At 45.7% G+C, this 18,234-nt stretch carries 6 protein-coding genes; 1 reads left to right on the forward strand and 5 read right to left on the reverse strand.

Translation table 11 applies throughout. The annotated features are described in order from the left end of the window. The first annotated feature begins 172 nt into the window (after positions 1 to 172). Complete coding sequence (locus tag F0251_RS08285; protein ID WP_171730758.1) at positions 173 to 10,708, forward strand: VCBS domain-containing protein; 10,536 nt, start codon at positions 173 to 175, stop codon at positions 10,706 to 10,708. A gap of 114 nt (positions 10,709 to 10,822) precedes the next feature. Here the strand turns inward: F0251_RS08285 and F0251_RS08290 are convergent, their stop codons facing one another. From F0251_RS08290 to F0251_RS08310, 5 genes are all read right to left on the reverse strand, one after another. Beyond that, positions 10,823 to 12,136 (reverse strand): HlyD family type I secretion periplasmic adaptor subunit, encoded by a 1,314-nt coding sequence (locus F0251_RS08290; RefSeq protein WP_039975270.1) that lies wholly within the window; start codon positions 12,134 to 12,136, stop codon positions 10,823 to 10,825. Then, positions 12,129 to 14,279, reverse strand: a complete 2,151-nt coding sequence (locus F0251_RS08295; protein ID WP_171730759.1) for a peptidase domain-containing ABC transporter — start codon at positions 14,277 to 14,279, stop codon at positions 12,129 to 12,131. Before F0251_RS08295 ends, F0251_RS08290 begins: the two co-directional genes overlap by 8 nt. Beyond that, a complete protein-coding gene (locus F0251_RS08300) occupies positions 14,276 to 15,913 on the reverse strand; it encodes an ABC transporter transmembrane domain-containing protein (protein WP_171730760.1) in 1,638 nt (545 codons plus the stop codon). The genes F0251_RS08295 and F0251_RS08300 overlap by 4 nt, the downstream gene beginning before the upstream one ends. Positions 15,914 to 16,052: 139 nt before the next feature. Next, positions 16,053 to 16,688: a CatB-related O-acetyltransferase gene (locus tag F0251_RS08305; protein WP_171730761.1), complete on the reverse strand. Its 636-nt coding sequence runs from the start codon at positions 16,686 to 16,688 to the stop codon at positions 16,053 to 16,055. A 420-nt stretch (positions 16,689 to 17,108) separates the two neighbouring features. Further along, a complete protein-coding gene (locus tag F0251_RS08310) occupies positions 17,109 to 18,221 on the reverse strand; it encodes an NADH:flavin oxidoreductase (protein ID WP_171730762.1) in 1,113 nt (370 codons plus the stop codon). Positions 18,222 to 18,234: the final 13 nt, after the last annotated feature.

An 18,234-nucleotide genomic window follows, 5' to 3' on the forward strand; every position in this document is an offset into this window, starting at 1 on the left:
ATCGACGAAATTTTTAACTAATTGACCAAGGATTATTCAACACGCCTTACACTAAAGTGAGAGAGTCGTTTGATTTAAGGAAATTTTCTTTAAAAATTATCTGATTACCTCGCGAAACCTCGATCTGTGTATTTTACTTAAGAGAATGCAACCAAGATTCACGGATGAGAAAATGGCTAAAAACAACAACGTCGAAACACATAAGAAAAATACAAAAATAGAGAATAAAAAAAGCAGCGAGCTAAAGCCAAAAGAAACAACAAAAAAGAAAAAGCTCAGACTGCATTCACACCTTAGGGTTAACATCCCACTCTTCCAATCTCTCATGATGATCTTACCCTCATTGGCTAAGCACGCTGAAGCTAACGAGGGGTCAGGTGATTCTACCCATGACATGGATTTAGCGGCGACAACTCCTGTTGCAGATGAAACCATCGTCGATAAACACGCAGGTGCAAGTTCCTTCGAAGCTACTCATCCAAACACTCAAACAAATGAGAGCCAAGAAAGCCCTAATACCAATGAAAGTCAGGTCCCTCACGGGGCAAACACGCATTTAGTTCCTTCTCATCACCTATCGACGCTTTCACACCCGCAAGTTCATTACATCCCTTCGGTCTCCATGCCAACCATTTCAGCAGGAGGTAACGGTCAGCCTAGTCATTCAAACACGCCTCCTACACCAACTACACCCGTCACTTTTATTCCAGAAGTGATCAAGGGGACGTACGGAGAGCTTCATGTCGATGTAAACGGCCAATACACGTTCGTTCTAAACCCCAACTCACCTCAATACATCTTGCTGAATCAACACCAACAAGGTACTGATCACTTTGCGTTACACCTATCTAATGGTGCGAGCATCGTTGTTCAGATACCGGTAACGGGTAAGCAAGACTTGCCAAGTATTTCTGGTGATTTAACAGGGGTCGTTACCGAAGATCACAATATCGATTCACAAGGTTTACTCCATGCAAACGGTAAGATTGACGTCATTGACCCTGACCAAGATGAAAGTTCGGTAACGCCAGAAGTTATCTCAGGTAAATATGGCTCATTAACCATAGACGCTGATGGACACTGGCAGTACCAAGTAGACAACTCGCTTTCCAACGTTCAAGCGTTAACCGGAGCAACGTCACTACATGAAAGTTTTACAATCCACACAAAAGATGGCACCCCACAAACCATTGATATGACCATTGGTGGTAACGATGACAATGCGGTTATCACCGGTGTGGATGCAGGCTCGGTTATAGAAGATCTAACCACACAAGTACAAGGCCAGCTTTCGGTAACTGACCCAGATCTTGGAGAAGATCATTTTCAAGCGTCTCAAGTTAATGGTCATTTTGGGACATTAACTATCACTAAGGATGGAGCTTGGACCTACGATCTAGATAACTATAACCCCTACGTGCAAAGGCTTGCCCAAGGCTCGACTGCAACAGACATTATCACGGTTCATTCCGCTGACGGAACTGCACATCAAGTCACTATTACTATCAATGGTACCAATGACTCAGCTGTGATCACCAACAACACAGGAGGTTCACCAAATTCATTCTTCGTTGTTGGAAAAAGCCCCCACTTAGATCAAGTTATTGAAGATCATAAGCTCACAGTTTCAGGAAAATTAAGCATCAGTGATATCGATGCAAAAGAAGGGCATTTCTCCAATACCGATGTTGCAGGTACCCTAGGCACACTCCACCTCAAAGACAATGGTGCATGGACTTACGATCTGGATAACACGAATCCAGCAGTACAGGCCTTGGGCAAAGGCTCAGCAACAACAGACATCATGACCATCCACTCTGCCGACGGTACGCCACATCAAATTACTATCATTATCAATGGCACCAACGACAAAGCCGTCATTGGTGGCACAAGTTCCGGCGCAGTAACGGAAGAAACTCAACTTCAAACGTCCGGTGCATTGACGATTACTGACGTCGATACCGGTGAAGCACACTTCTCCAATACTGATGTAGTTGGCACACTCGGTACTCTACACCTCAAAGATAATGGAGCATGGACTTACGATCTCGATAACACCAATCCTAAAGTGCAAGCCTTGGGTAAAGGCGCCACTGCCACCGATACGATTACCGTTCATTCGGCAGACGGCACGCAACATCAAGTTGCCGTCACAATTAACGGCACCAATGACCGCCCTACTATCTCAGGAACCTCAAGTGGCGCAGTGATCGAACAAGGTTTGAGTACGGCAGGAAACCCCGATGCGACAGGGAGTTTAATCGCAACTGATATAGATAAGTCAGACACAATTACCTGGGCAATCAATCAACCTCAAGGCCAATGGGGAACGCTGTCGATTGATCAGCATGGTCATTGGCACTATCAGCTAGACAATTCAACCGGCGGCGCGGCAGATAAACTCGCGGCTGGTGAACATCAGTCTGAATCATTCTGGATCACCGCTACCGATTCAACAGGAGCGACAGTCCCTCATAAAATCGTTATCGATGTGCAAGGCAGCAACGACAAACCAATTGTCAGTGCGTGGACTCAGCTTCCTGCGGGTAAAGAGGATCAACCCGTAACCATCAAGGCTTCTGACTTGCTAACACATGCAAGCGATGTGGATAGTAGCGATGTATTGCACGTGACAAATCTGCAAGCGACACACGGTAGCCTGATTGATAATAAAGATGGCACTTATACCTTCACACCAGATAAAGACTTCAATGGTGAAATTCGACTCACCTATGATGTGGTTGACGGTCATGGTGGAAGCGTCAGCACTCAAGCTAGGTTCGACCTTACCGCTGCTCCGGATAACGCGATTATTACCGACGCACAAACCAATGCAGACTTAAGGGGAGTGACTGAAGATCGTGGCTATATAGATACCCACTACCAATTGCATTACGACGGCAAATTAAACATCCAAGACCCTGATAAGGGAGAGGCACAGTTTGATCCGAATATAGGCTCACAAACCTATCAAGGTATTGGCTACGACACCAAATTAGGTGGTCACATACTGCTCATGCGCGATGGTCATTACACCTATACGCTCGACAACCGCAATATACAGAACTTAGCGCAAGGGGAAGTTAAACACGATTCAGCCGTTATACGCTCAGCAGATGGTACAACACACACGATAGAACTAACGGTTCATGGTACCAACGATGCCCCAACCATCAATGCTCAGTCCCACTCAGTGACTGAAGGTGGAAGCGTTCTAAATGGACAAATGGTTGGCCAAGATATTGATACCGGTGCGGCCTTGACTTACAGCGCACCGCAGATTGATGGCTTGGTGGTTAATCCGGATGGCAGTTATAGCTTCAACCCTGCTCACTCTAGCTATCAATCGTTAGCATCAGGTGTCACGAAGACATTGACTGTTCCAGTAACAGTCACAGACGAACATAATGCGAGCAGCACTCAAAACCTCTCAATTACGATTACAGGAGTTAATAATTCTGCCGTTATCGGCGGTGTCGACACGGGTGATGTAACCGAAGGTAATGCTGGACAGGACATGTCCCCAGATTATGCTCAACCGGGTATGGCTCACTTAGTACGAAGTACCATTAGAGCCAGTGGCAAGCTTTCTATTTCAGACACAGATACAGGAGAGGCTGAGTTTGATACACATGGACTTGGCTTTAATTACTCAGGTCAATATGGAGACCTACTTCTTCGCAAAGATGGAACTTGGTTTTATCACGCAGATACGGGGCAGATTCGTAGCACTGGTGGTCTCACAAGCACCCGAGGAACAGCCATCGACCAGCTTGGTGAAAATCAAACTCTGACTGACACGATTACCGTGTATTCAAAAGATGGTACATCGCACGATATTGTGATTACGATTCACGGTAGCAACGACCGACCTTACTGCGCTTCTGAAGTACAGCTCAATTCGGGTAAAGAAGACCTAGCTCAAACCATCACAGCAACCGAGTTATTGGCAAATACAGTTGACGTAGACGCCAACGATGCAGGCAAGCTCACTATCGCTAATTTGCATGCTGATCACGGTTCTATCCAAGATAATCACGACGGAACCTTCACCTTTCACCCGAGCCAAGATTACAATGGGCAAGTACACTTCACCTACGATGTGAAAGACGCTCATTCGGGTGTGACGCATACGGGAGCAACTATGCACTTGGCGCCCGTGAGTGACGCAGCAACAATCTCCGGAACTGATTCTGGTTCAATTACGGAAGATAGGCACGTTTCCCCCGATTCGATGCATCATATTCAAGTGACCGGAAGCCTTTCTGTATCCGATCCAGATGCAGGAGAAGATAACTTTAGGGCGACGGGTGTATTTGGACATGAAAAAGCTATCAGTGACCCCTTCCAGGGGGACATGCACATAAGCCGATATGGCAACTGGGATTACGTTTTGGCAAATGGTAACCCTGCGGTACAAGCCCTAAAGCAAGGTGAAACCAAAGATGTTATCTACGAGGTCTACTCTGCTGATGGCACACCTCACCGTATTACTATTACCGTTACGGGTACCAACGACGCACCGACAGTCACCAAAGTGGCTCTCAACAACGGCACGGAAGACACACACTATCAAATGCAGGCGAGTCAGTTCGGATTCACCGATATCGATACTGGCGATACGCTGCACTCAATCGCGATCACTGACCTACCACCAGCGACTCAAGGTAAGTTTGTACTCGATGGACACGACATCACCGCAGGTCAGAGCATCATAGCCTCCGATATAGCTAAGCTTCAGTTTGTCCCTGCACCAAACTTTAACGGTGATGTTCAATTTAAATTTACTGTAAATGATGGACATGAAGATTCACAAGAAGCAACGAATACACTGCATATTGATGCGGTTAAAGATGCGGCTCAAATCAGTGGTGTTGATACTGGCGATGTTGATGAAGGCCACAGTAGCTTCGGGGACATGTCACCAGACTACGCCCATAAAGGTATGGCAAAACTAGGGCAAGCAGCCCTCAGTGTGTCAGGCAAGTTAGACATCATTGACCCAGACAGTGGTGAAGCTCAATTTGACTCTAAAGGTGGGGCTTGGAATAATTCATATCACGGTCAATACGGGCACTTAATACTCAACACAGATGGTACATGGCACTATGATGTCACCGTCGGCAATGTGGATTGGGTTGGCAATACAAAAACGACTGTTGGTACAACCATAGATCAACTCGGCGAAGGGCAGTCGTTAACCGATACTATAACCATCCAATCTAAAGATGGAACAACTCACGATATTGTTATCACCATCTATGGCGATAACGATAGACCCTACATCAGTTCAGAAGTAACACTTAGGTCTGGTACTGAAGATACAACACTGACCTTCACCAAAGCCGATTTACTTGCTAATACCGTTGATGTTGATACCAATGATGCAGGCAAGCTTTCCATTGCTAATCTGTTAGTTGACCATGGTTCTGTGGTTGACAACAAAGATGGCACATACACCCTAACGCCACCCAGGGACTATAACGGACAAGTTCATTTTAGCTATGACGTGACAGACGCGCATGGTGGTGTCACGCACACTGGGGCAACAACAACCTTAGCAGCGATTAACGATGCCGCAATACTTACTTCTCCTAGCACTGGTTCAGTGACCGAAGATCACAACCGAGCGGCCAATAGTTCGGAATTGTGGACTGGTTGGCTTAACCTAGATGTACAAGATAGTGACTCAGCAGCAGAAGCAAAAGTTGTTCAAATTGAAGTGAATGGTGTCACTCATACGGTGCCTTCAGACTTTGCTATGGACCTAAATAGCAGTCACGGCACGTTCCACTTCACACAAAGTAGCGATGGCCATATTAAATGGGCTTATACCGCTGACAATACACATTCAGAAGTTCAAGGTTTAAGTGATGGTGAGTCATTAACGGATTCCATTACATTGGTGACTGCCGATGGTACTAAGCTTCCTTTAACCGCCAACATTCAAGGCATTGATGATCAGGTGATTATCGATACTCCGAATGCCCAAACTGCGCCTCTTGGCACCGTAACCGAAGATGTCAAAAACTCGGTTTCAGGTATTTTGTTAGCTCATGATGCCGATAGTAAAGACTCTGTTTCCTTTACTGCTGGTGACAGCGTTGGCAAATACGGATCTTTACATATTGATGCCGATGGTCACTGGCATTATGACCTTGATCCTGCCAAAGCGAATTCTCTTGCTCAGGGCCAACGTTTTGTAGAAGGGTTTAATATCACAGCGACCTCTACCGACGGTTCAACGTCTACACAACGCGTCGAAGTCTGGGTTGACGGTACGGATGATCACACCGTCATTTCCGGTGTTGACCATGGGGTTGCGACGGAAGATGTAGCGACCCATATGTCTACAGGCGTCAATTTAGTTGACGTGGTAGATTGGCAAACGTTGCATATTACGGATTCAGATAGCACTCCACAGCAGATGACCGTTGAGTTCGCAGGACAGCAATATACTTGGAATTTAGGTCATGAACTAGATATTCACACACCTTACGGCCTTTTCCAATTCCGTACAATCACCAGCGGTCCTCGTGCAGGGGAGCATGAATGGAACTACATTGGTGACAATAGAAATACCGATGTACAAGGGCTAAAAGCCGGCGAGTCGTTGCAAGAATCCGTTAAATTGATTGCAAAAGATGGTACTGAATTCCCGATTCATGTGGAGGTTCGTGGTACTGAGGATGGCGTTGTCATCGATAGTAAAACTCAAATAGGACAAGTCACGGAAAAGGCACAATTGAGAGCATCGGTTAGTGGTAACTTGGTTGCACACGACACTGATATTCACGACCAAGTCAGTTGGACTGCTACTGCTACCGGTGGCGAAGCGGGTAAGTACGGTTCGTTTTATGTAGATTCAACGGGGCATTGGCATTATGACGTTGATCAGAGCAAAGCGACAAAATTAGGAGACGGCGAAGAATATTGGGAGCACTTTACGGTTGAGGCAGTATCTACTGATGGTAGCCATGTTTCGAAAAGTGTATCCGTTGTTGTGCATGGCAATAATGATGACCCAACAGTTAGTGGTGAAGTCACTTTGCCTTCAGGTAAAGAAGATACTTCAATTCATATTACACAAGCTGAATTAATCGCCAATGCTACCAACGTTGATACTAACGATAGAGGTTGGTTACACGTTCAAAACTTAACTGCAGACCACGGTAGTTTGGTATCAAATTCAGATGGCAGTTTCACCTTTACCCCCGACCCTAATTACAACGGAACGGTACACTTTAGTTATGATGTTGCTGATAGACACGGCGGTGTTGCACATACTGGAGCCAATACGACACTCGCATCTGTGAACGATGCTGCTGTTTTTAGTGGCGTCGATACAGGAAATATCACCGAAGATCACAACGCCCATGTTTCCGTACAAGGAAACTATTCTTATATGCTCGAGGCACGCGGAACATTAACTGCAACAGATACGGATATCGGTGAATCAGGCTTCGATTTTAAAACATTGATGACGGCTTCGGCTCATCCTGAATGGGCACCTTACCAATCGAAACTGGGGGGGCAACTGGAAATAGATCAGCATGGCAACTGGAACTATTACATTGATAACCGTAAGCCTGAAGTTCAGGGCTTAGGCACAGGTGAAACTTTAACTGACACCGTTACTATTCATTCTAAAGACGGGACTCCTCATGTCATTACCATCACTATAAATGGCACCAACGATGCTCCGATTCTCGGCGTTAACCAAACATCATCAACGACGGGCACATTAACAGAGACAGATGTTGATGCAACTGACACTCATACCTTCTCTGTCGTCAATTCAACCGGTCAATTCGGTTCGCTATCGGTCGACCCAGATTCGGGCGCATATGTATACACATCTAATGGTTCGGTTGCTGGAATGAGTTATAACACGGCGACACACACATATCACGGCACCGATGTGTTTGAAGTAAAAGTGGCTGACAACCACGGTGGTGAGTCATCAAAGTTCATCACCTTTGATGCCAACGGTCATGTTTCAGTTGTGCCAGGGCAATCACCGACGATTTCAACCTCTGTGCCTTCCAATCCTCTGGTAACGACCACGCAACCAAGTTTACCAACTGGGACAAACACTCCGCCAAATAATGCCGTCACCGTCGACTTAGCGGCAACTAGTGATACTGGCACTTCCGATACCGATAACCTCACTAAAGACAGCACACCGACAGTCACCGGGCACACGGATATTCCTTACTCACAAGTCACCATCTATGATGGATCCACACCTATTGGACATGCGGTGTCTGATGGCTCGGGGCAATATAGTGTGGCGGTGAGTAGCTTATCAAATGGCGATCATAACCTATCTGCCAAAGCGTTAGCTCCTTCTTCAGTTTTACCAGCAACATCATCCATTCTTTCACTGCATGTTGATACTGTAGTCGCGCCGCTCCAAATATCATTAACTAACGATACAGGAAGCAATTCGTCTGATTTGATTACTAGCGATGGTTCATTAACTATCAATGGGCAAGAGGCAGGCGCAACCGTTGAATACTCGACCGACAACGGACATACATGGACATCGAGTTTCACCCCGCAACAAGGTTCAAATACGGTCAGCGTGAGACAAACTGATACTGCAGGAAATGTGTCGACCGAAACTTCCGTGAGTTTCACCTTAGATAATACGGTCAACGCACCTACCGTATCACTAAGGGACGACACTGGCCGACACTCCATCAATACACCAGACTTGATTACTAAGGATTCTAGGCTTTCCATTCAAACTGAAGCAGGAGCAAAAGTAGAATACTCGAATGACGGCGGACACACTTGGACAGCTGTGTTCAATCCAGTTGAGGGGGTTAATGACCTACAGGTAAGACAGACTGATATCGCTGGCAACGTATCCCCAGTGACGCACTTTAGCTTCACCTTGGACACCACTCCCGGCACAATCACAGTGAACCCGATATCGCAGGACAACGCGTTAAATGCCGCAGAGAACAACCAACCATTAGTGATCACCGGCACGACATCCAACATAGCACCAGGGGATGTCGTCTATGTCGTCATCGGCAATAAACACTTTTATGATGCAACGGTAAAACCAGATGGCACGTGGTCATTAACTCTAGGTACTTCTATACATCAAAACATAATGGCGACCGACCGCGACTACTCAATACAAGTTGGTACCGTTGATACGGCAGGTAATTCGACGCCTCGCATTTCGACCCATCTGCTAGTTGATACGCAGAGTCCGATTCCACATATTGCAGTTGACTCAGTGACACAAGATAACGTGCTCAATGCTCTTGAATCTGGTCAAACTATCGCGATAACCGGAACAGTAACTGGCGATTACCAAACAGGTGATATTGTCAGTTTAAAGATAAACGGTGCAACCATTTCATCACTCACAGGCTCGGTTGATTCGAGTGGACATTTTTCTATTCCAGTGGCTGGTAATATATTGGAACATGCCAATATTCATACTAGCTATGCAAATGGCCAGTCTGGCTCGATACACTCAATAGAAGCCACCATAATAACCACCGATGCCGCAGGAAATGTTGGCAGTGCGACGACAGGTTCACAGGTATTCAGCGTTGACAATCATGTTAGCCTGCCGACAATTACCTTTGAAAACCCCGGACCTGATGGGCTTTACAGCAAAGCAGAAATAGCCCACGGGCACCCCAATACAGTCACTGCGACAATTACCCCACCGGGTGATGCTAAGGTTGGCGAACATCTCGTTGTTAACGGACAGGATCATGTATTAGATGCTCATACTCTACAGCATGGAATACAAATTGAAGTTCATCCTGGTTCTAATGTACAAGCAACAATGACTGACGAACACGGTAATACCGCAGGCAGCCAAGGTTTTGCTGCCAGTGCTATACCTGAACCTATCATTGTCAGGCCACCATCGGGAAGTCACCAAGTGTCCGGTACACTTGGTGTTCCACCTCTTGCCCCATCTCAAACGCCTGTCCCATCGGCGCAAAACGGTTGGCGTATCCACCTACCTAATGGTCAGTATGTAACAAGCCATCATGGGCAATATGGAACGTTAACCATTGACCCTCAAACTGGTCATTTACATTACCAAGAGCAAGCACAAGTCCACACTGGACCACATGGCAGTGCTTCAGGTATTGGTCAGCATGAAGATAAGTTCGAAATCGCGCTGCAAGGGACAAATCAGGATGAGGTGGTTGCCCACGTGAACGTTCAAATACTCAGTCATGGACCAGGGCATAGTGGCAAACTTACGGTTGGGACAGAGGTCGTTGATATGACGATAACACCAATTGTCCACGCATCTCACCCTGCTCCACCTCCACCACCGCCAGTTCAGCATGACGAGCCCGAGATCGCCTCTCACGAGGACTTCACGTTTACTGTAAGTGAAGACACTTCTCTAGATTTATCTCAGCATGCTCACCAGGAGTCAGACCAGAAAACTGACCACCATGCTGCTGCGGCTTATTTGGATGTCCTAGGTATTCAGCCGAATGCATCGCCTAGCACCGGGCACGATCAACCCGCAGACATGGACATCGTGCTTGCACAAGTCGACCAGCAACATGCCGTCGATTACGATCAAGCACATTTGGATATGTCGGATGCACTTGAACACCATGATGCAGCCAATAACCATAACCAAGATGATGAACACCATCATCACAACGACGTAGATGGACTACCAGACATAGATCCAAATAACTAATGATTGGTCGTTAGTAATTAGTGAAATAAAACAAAAGGGAGCACGCCATGTGCTCCCTTTTTAATGATTGTTTCTTGTATCGTTCTGAACAAAGAATGGTTGTAATTCTTCGAGTCACCTTTCTCCAAATGCAACGCTGATGTTGGTGTAGATTGGCTTCCAAAGGTATTGGAATACCGACTTCTCGCCCGTCGTGATGTCTACCTCACCCGTCATGCCTGGGAGAATAGAGAAGCTTTCAGGGTTGTCACGGAAGTATGGCGTTTCCACAGACACCACCACTTCATAATAGATTTCACCTCGTTCACTTTGGCTTGTGGTCGGTGAAATACTCTCAACCTCCCCTTTTAAAGCACCAAAACGGCTGTAATCAAACGCATCAATCTTGATTCGAGTTGGCTGGCCTACGTTCACGAAACCAATATCCCTCGGTGATAAACGAGCTTTAAAATCGGCTTTACCGCCAACAGGAACAATCTCAACCACAGTCCCGCCCGGTTGAATAACGCCGCCGTTCTGCGTACTTGGCAGGCTTTGTACTAAGCCTTGTAGCGGTGACACTAACATGGTGTTTGTCAATTTCGCTTGGCTTGAACGCACTCGTGCATTAAGAGCTGACAAATCTGATACTGCTTTGGATCGATCGTCACTGACTTTTGCTTTAGCCTCAGCAAGAAGTTGTTCGATTTTTTGCTCATTGCTGTCTGCCTGCTTAATCAGAACCGACTTCTTACCTCGAGCTTCTTCAATTTTCTGCTCTATGCTCGCCAACTTTTGGCGCATTTCAAGTACACGTAAACGAGAGATGTTCCCGGCCTTATAGCCTTTTTCCAAGATGTTTAGCTCTTGCTTAGTGGCACTTAGCTCTTTGTCATAGCTAGGTAGAGATTTTTCTACGACACGAAGCTGCTCTGCTATCTGCTCACTGTCCTTTTCCAGTACAATGCGTTTTTGATAGTAGAGCCCTTTTTGAGCATTTAACTGAGCTTTTTGTTGGCTAACGATCTCCGGGAAATCAATTTCAAACTCCCCAAAATTCGGCTCACGGTTATCCAGTAACGCGTTCATACGTTCGATACTCGCAAGCAAGGTTACTTGTTGAGATTTCAACTCTTCGAGAGCCGTGCGCTGGAAGGTAGCGTCAAATTCAACAAGTGGCTGACCTTTCTCTACCAATTGCCCCTCTTTAACAAGGATTTGCTTTAACTTACCGCCAATGGCACTTTGTAATACTTGCTTTTCCCCTTCAGGAATCACTGCACCCTTTGCCTTTGCGATTTCATCCACTTGAGTGACCACAGACCAAGTGACAAAAGCGATAACACACAAGGCAACTGACCATGTCGCCAGCGCCAATGTTCGAGCTGTATTTTGTGATTCAACAAGCTCGCCGTAACGCTTGCCAGTCTCGATAGATTTTTTAGCCATTAGCGACTCCTTGCTTTGACTCTACTTTTTGCTTTGGTAATTCTTGTGTGTCAGATAACTGCTGCTCTTGAGACTCTGATGGCTGCTCGAGAGGACCTGCATAAACCACAGCACCCTCGTCTAACACCACGACTTTATCAGCGAGCTTAATCAAGTCTGGATCATGCGACGTATAGATCACCGTTGCTTTTCCTTTCTTCATCGCCAAGAACTCACCGAATACACGTTTTGCATTGGGATGGCCATCAGGCACCGGATTATCCATTAGGAACATCGGGTAGTCATAAACCAAAGCTTTGGCGTCAATAAGGATCTGAGCGACAGTGCCTGACAACATGTCAAACAGGCTATCCGGTTGGATGCTGCTGATAGAGGTATCCAACCCATCTGGTAACGTGGAGAACCATCGCTTGCCGCCAACCATATCAATGGCTGATATCATTTTCTGCTCTTCAACTTTATGCCCATCGCTCAACCACTCACGAATACTCAAGGTTAGTAAGTCGGGATAAGCTGCGCGAATGAAACACCAGTGACGATAGAGCTGTGGGTCGTATTGAACGAGGTTAACGCCTTCAAGCTCGACCATACCGTTTTGGATAGGCTGTAAACCAGACAACACTTCAATTAATGTCGATTTACCACTGCCTGAAGGGCCTGTAATCGCCACAATATCGCCCGCTTCAACATCAAAACTTACCCCATTCAATGCAGGGCGACTCTGTTTAGGGTAACGGAGAGTCACTTGATCTAACTTCAAGTTCGGAGCAACAGTTGGCAATGGATGATGCTGGTAACTGAATTCACGTTCAGACGGCTGAGACAGAATACGATTTACCTGCAGCTTAGATTGATTAAAGCTATTAAAACGCATCGCACTGTTGGCCAACACCTGCGCAGGCCCAGTCACTTTGGAAATCAACATCATTGATGCAATCAAGCCACCGGGCGTCATCACTTGTTCGAAAATAAGTCCAATTCCTAAGCCCATAACAGCCAATGTTGAGCCCACTCCGATAAAGTAATAAATCGATGTGTATCGACTTTGGAGAACCGATTGATTGAACGTCACTGTAGAGGCAAGCAGATTGGCCTTTTGGAAACGTTGGATCCAGTGCTCTGAAAACCCAGCACTGCGAATAAAGGCAAGCTTGGACGACAACTCATTAGTCATATTTTGACGATTAGTGCCCGCGACCGTCGATTGCATTGAGCGCTTACTACTCGAACGTATCGAGCGCTTAGCTAACAGGTAATACAGAACCAAAGAGACAATTGGAACCAGTACTAACCACCCACCTAACACACCTATCGCAAGTACAAAAATTAGAATGAATGGCAGATCAAACAGCGCATTACCGAGTGGTCCTGATAACACACCTGAAATACGCTCAGATAACATCACTTGGTTTTGTTGACTAGAAGAGGCTGTTTGCTGATTTTGAGCATAGCTATTTCGAAGCAGACGTTGCACGAGGGATTGAGATATCTCACGACTTACCCGGTTTGAAACTGAAGCAAACACTCGGCTGCGCAATGTTCTTAACCAACCCATCATCACAAACAACAAGGCGGCACCAATGGCGATACCTTGCAGTTCATGTCCTGCGTCACCGCCAATCACATGGTCATAAATCGACATCGTGATGAAGGGGACGGCAAGTGCAAACAAGTTGGTGATAAAACTGACCAACAACAATTTAGGAATGATGGGACGAAACGCATGTAACCTTTCGCCAACCCAATCAGGAGATGCCTTCTCTAATGGTGGACCTTCGATAACGATGCAAAACTGCGGGACATCGGTGATGTCGTCATTGGCGTTATAAGAGACAAATTGTTTGGATTCCAAATGACCAGAGACCAACTCATGTTCGCCAAGCACCAGTAATACTAATTTGTGTTCACCAACTTCATCTAGGTTGGCAACCAAGCGATAGGGCAATGCAAGCCTGTCGAACAAGGCAAACATATCGTCGATTGATTCAATCCTATTCTCATCGACCCATTGATGTGCGAACAACTGAATATTAGCATTCACTTCCAGCTGCTTAAGGACAGAAAGGCTTTCATTTTCTAAATGGTTCATCACCTCTTTTCGACCATTCGTATCTGCATGATTGCTAGCATCTAAACGATTCATACGATAGCCTCCTGGTTGTTCTCGCTGTCGACCGCAATAGTTCGACTTTCCACTGTAATGATTCGATTAGCCAATTCGCGAAGTTTAGAATGATAGCTCACCATCAGTATCGTCCGTCCTGCCGTCACTTCTTCTTCCAGCACCTTAACAAGGTTACCGAGAGCATTGAGATCGAGTGACGAATCCGGTCTCTCTATCATAATAACGGGCTTGCCACTCGCCAATTGAGCCGCAATATTGAGCATTTTAATATTGCCCATACTCAACAACGAAGCACTTGTATGGCCAATTTGTGTTTCTAATCCATCAGGTAAACGGGTAATTTCTTTGGTTAATCCTAAGCGCACAGCGTAATCATTGGCGCTTTGTGTTCTCTCAGGATCAAATCCACACAAATTGTCCAGAATTGTACCTGAGACTAACTGCCCTTTAACCCCGCAGTAAGCTGTAGCTTGAGCGACAGATGCAATAGAAATGGCTTCACCATTAATGAAGCACTCACCCGCGGCTAAATCATCAATCCCTGCAATCGAAGACAGCAAGTGACTATTGGTGTGGCGATCTTCACTCTCTAACAGCACCAGTTCGCCTTTATTTAGCGTCACATCCGCACTAGCGAATTCACCATATCTTTCAACGGTAGCTTGCTTGATTTCTAAAGTCTCAAAGTCAGAGATACTAAGCTCAGAACTGGCAGACTCAGACAGTGATAAGTCTCGTAACTTTTCTATTGCCTGATTAGCACTATGGATTGAATTAAGCTTGATTCGAACCCCAACCAGAGCACTCAGAGGCGCCACAGCTCTACCCGATAAGATGGAGCATGCTGCTAACCCACCCGTGGTTAATTGACCATCCAATACCCACAAACTACCGGTAATCACCAACAAAACAGAAGTCGCGAGTGCAGCAAGCTGAATACACTCTTGAGCGAAGGCGTTCTGTTCTTCTTCTTTGGCTCTGGATTGAGAGCGGACATTATTAAGCGATTTAAACTGATTAAAAATTCGAGACTCAACAGCCTGACGTTTAATACCCTGAATGGTTTGGCTAAGAAGAATCAAGAAGGTTTTTCTCTCCTTCTCATCTTTAGAAGCTTCTTCACTTAAACTTTTCACGCGGATAGAAGACAGCCAAACAATACCAAGCGTAATGAGCCAAACTGCCACAGGTATCGCCACTAATTCACCGCCGATATAAGCCACCAGCCCTAGAAAGATCAATGCAAAAGGCAAGTCGATAAAGCCAGAGATTATTCCACCAGAATACCAATCCTTAACTTTGGATACCGATCCTAATCCCTCTTCAACACCGCCCACACCTAGCTTACGAAGGTGTCCTGATGATGCAGTGGTCACCCTTTCAACCAAAGTTTGGTAAGTGGCTTTTTCTGTATTGCTGGCCGCCGCAGACAAAAGCCAAGTGCGAACAAAACGTATGAGTGCTTCCATGGCTACGGCTAGTGTCGCCCCGGCTAAAAGCAGCGTGGCCGTACCATAACTTTGATTGGGGAGAATGCGATCGTAGATCTGGAGAACCGTTAATGGAACGGCTAATGACAAGAGGTTAATAAGTAAAGAAGGCAGTAAGACTTTCCTTACTACCCCTTTGTTTTTTACTGACGTTACTGGCATACACAATCCTTATCCATGCTTATGAAATAAGATTGGTACACCATGTTGGGTATTGCAAGGTAACGAACTGATTTAACGTATTTTTCAAGATAAATATGACAAAGATCTTTATACGTAAACCCGTGTTTTTAGTTGTCCCTTACAAACCCTTGTCATAATCAGTGATTGCCTGCTTTAATTTAGATAAATCTGAATCACACAAATACTGTCTCAATGATTCAAATTTCTCTGGTGGCCAGTCGTATATCTTCATTGAGATTAGCTCTTCGATAACTGACTTATCAAAGCGATGTTTAACTAACTTCGCGGGAGAACCACCAACAATACTGTACGGTTCCACATCTTTGGTTACTACGCTGTTCGCAGCGACAACCGCCCCTTCTCCGATGGTCACGCCCGGCATGATCATGGCACGCATCCCTAGCCAAACCCCGTCTTTGATATGAGTATCACCTTTGCCGATGTAGGCTTCGTCGATCACATCCATAAATGGATACAAAGAGAACCAATCAATTCGGTGGGTGTGATTGCCGCCCATAAGGATCACAACCTCGGCTCCTATGCAGACGTAATCCCCGATGTAGAGCTCATCGATTTCCCAACGCGGCTCCCACTGGCGGCTGACCTCGTCACCGTGCAGATAACGGACGACTGAGCGCTCAAATCCGTTATCCCAACAATCACTGTAATAGCTGTGTTGACCCTTGATATGAATATTAGGATTGGTGACGACCTCATGCAGCAATTCGAATTTAGACCAATGCTTATTTTGCATTTCTACCTCTAATTAACTTATTAGTTTTATTCGTTTAAATATCAAAAGATTCGACGTTGAAGATCTAAACATGCACAAACAAGCGCCCCATAGGCACAAGAAAGGCTGGGGTGAACAGTGAGTGCCATACTTAAATCATAGCAATGCCGCTAAAACTAAGAAGCGTCAGTGGATTCGAGGTTGCTTTAGAAGAGGAAGTAATTTCACAGTATGCTCAGGCTAAGAGGAAAGTTCTGTTGAAAAATTAATAGAGCCATTGTACCCATTAACTCCAACTTATTTGACAGAGAAATGTGATTAATAAGGTTTCAAATATCAGTTCATGTAGAGTCAGAAAAACAAGAGCCTGCGGTATTACACAGGCTCATGTTTAGATTCATGCTTAGCGTTATGGTTCACGCTTAGCTATGGGTTAAGTAACTACATTTTAGCTAGCTGCACTTTTCTATCTTTGTTTACCACACAGAAGTTGCCGCGCTTAGTACGACACTTAGAGCACCTCTCACACTCTACTGGGCTTCGATCGCCCTCTTTCCAGCGTTTGATTAGATGAGGCTCAGATAACAGAGGTCGAGAAAGTGCAAAGTACTCGATACCCGTATTATTGGCGATTTCTTCAATGGCATCAAAATCCGTTAAGCCGCCCACCGTGATAACAGGAATATCGACGTCTTGGCTGATTGCGTGGCCATATTCATGGAAGTAACCTTCAGCTTGGATAGTAAACCCGTCGTGTGACTCGCCAATCATGGTGTCGGCTTTACCATGAATGTTGCCAGAAACGACAATGCCATCAACGCCTACTTCTTCTAGCTTTTTACACACCAAACGCGTTTCATCGAAGGTCACACCGCCCTCGAAAAACTCAGAAGCCGTAAGCTTAACCAAGATAGGGAAATCATCACCAACCAACTTGCGTGTCGCCGTATAGATCTCAAGTAAGAATCGCATGCGATTTTCCAAGCTACCACCGTATTCGTCTTCGCGTTGGTTGTAGTAAGGGCTTAAGAACTGGTTAATTAGGTAAGTGTGAGCGGCATGAATTTCAACGCCATCAAAGCCTGACTTTTGTGCTCTCAAAGACGCTTGAGCAAACGCATCAACAATATAGTCGATCTCGTCTTTGGTCATTGCTTTACCGAGTGTTTGAGTCCCTTTTTCAGGAACCTCACTCGGTGCGAAGATCACTCGCTCCCCAAGGTCATACGTGGTTTTCGTACCGCCATAAGCCAATTGCATTACGATTTTAGAATCGTTGTCATGTACCAACTGAGTTAGCTTTTTATACTCCTCGATAAACGAGTCGTTATAAATACCCATCATGCCAGCATTCGGTTTTTCTTCTTCAACGATGTTCGCGTAACCCGTCACGATCAAGCCAACTTCACCTTGAGCTAGCTCTTCATAGATAGCGTAAAGTTTATCTGTCATATGACCATCTTCAGTCGCCATATTTTCCCACGTAGCACTTCTCATAAAACGGTTCTTCAGTGTCATGGTGCCAATGCGGGTTTCTGCAAACAAAGTACTCAAATCTAATCCTCAT

The sequence above is a fragment of the Vibrio sp. 070316B genome (genome assembly GCF_013114115.1).
In the GTDB taxonomy this organism is placed as follows: Bacteria; Pseudomonadota; Gammaproteobacteria; order Enterobacterales; family Vibrionaceae; genus Vibrio; species Vibrio chagasii_B.

Coding starts and splice junctions, on each gene's coding strand:
- F0251_RS08295 (WP_171730759.1), bottom strand. CDS start 14,279: ATGAATCGTTTAGATGCTAGCAATCATGCAGATACGAATGGTCGAAAA.
- F0251_RS08290 (WP_039975270.1), bottom strand. CDS start 12,136: ATGGCTAAAAAATCTATCGAGACTGGCAAGCGTTACGGCGAGCTTGTT.
- F0251_RS08305 (WP_171730761.1), bottom strand. CDS start 16,688: ATGCAAAATAAGCATTGGTCTAAATTCGAATTGCTGCATGAGGTCGTC.
- F0251_RS08285 (WP_171730758.1), top strand. CDS start 173: ATGGCTAAAAACAACAACGTCGAAACACATAAGAAAAATACAAAAATA.
- F0251_RS08300 (WP_171730760.1), bottom strand. CDS start 15,913: ATGCCAGTAACGTCAGTAAAAAACAAAGGGGTAGTAAGGAAAGTCTTA.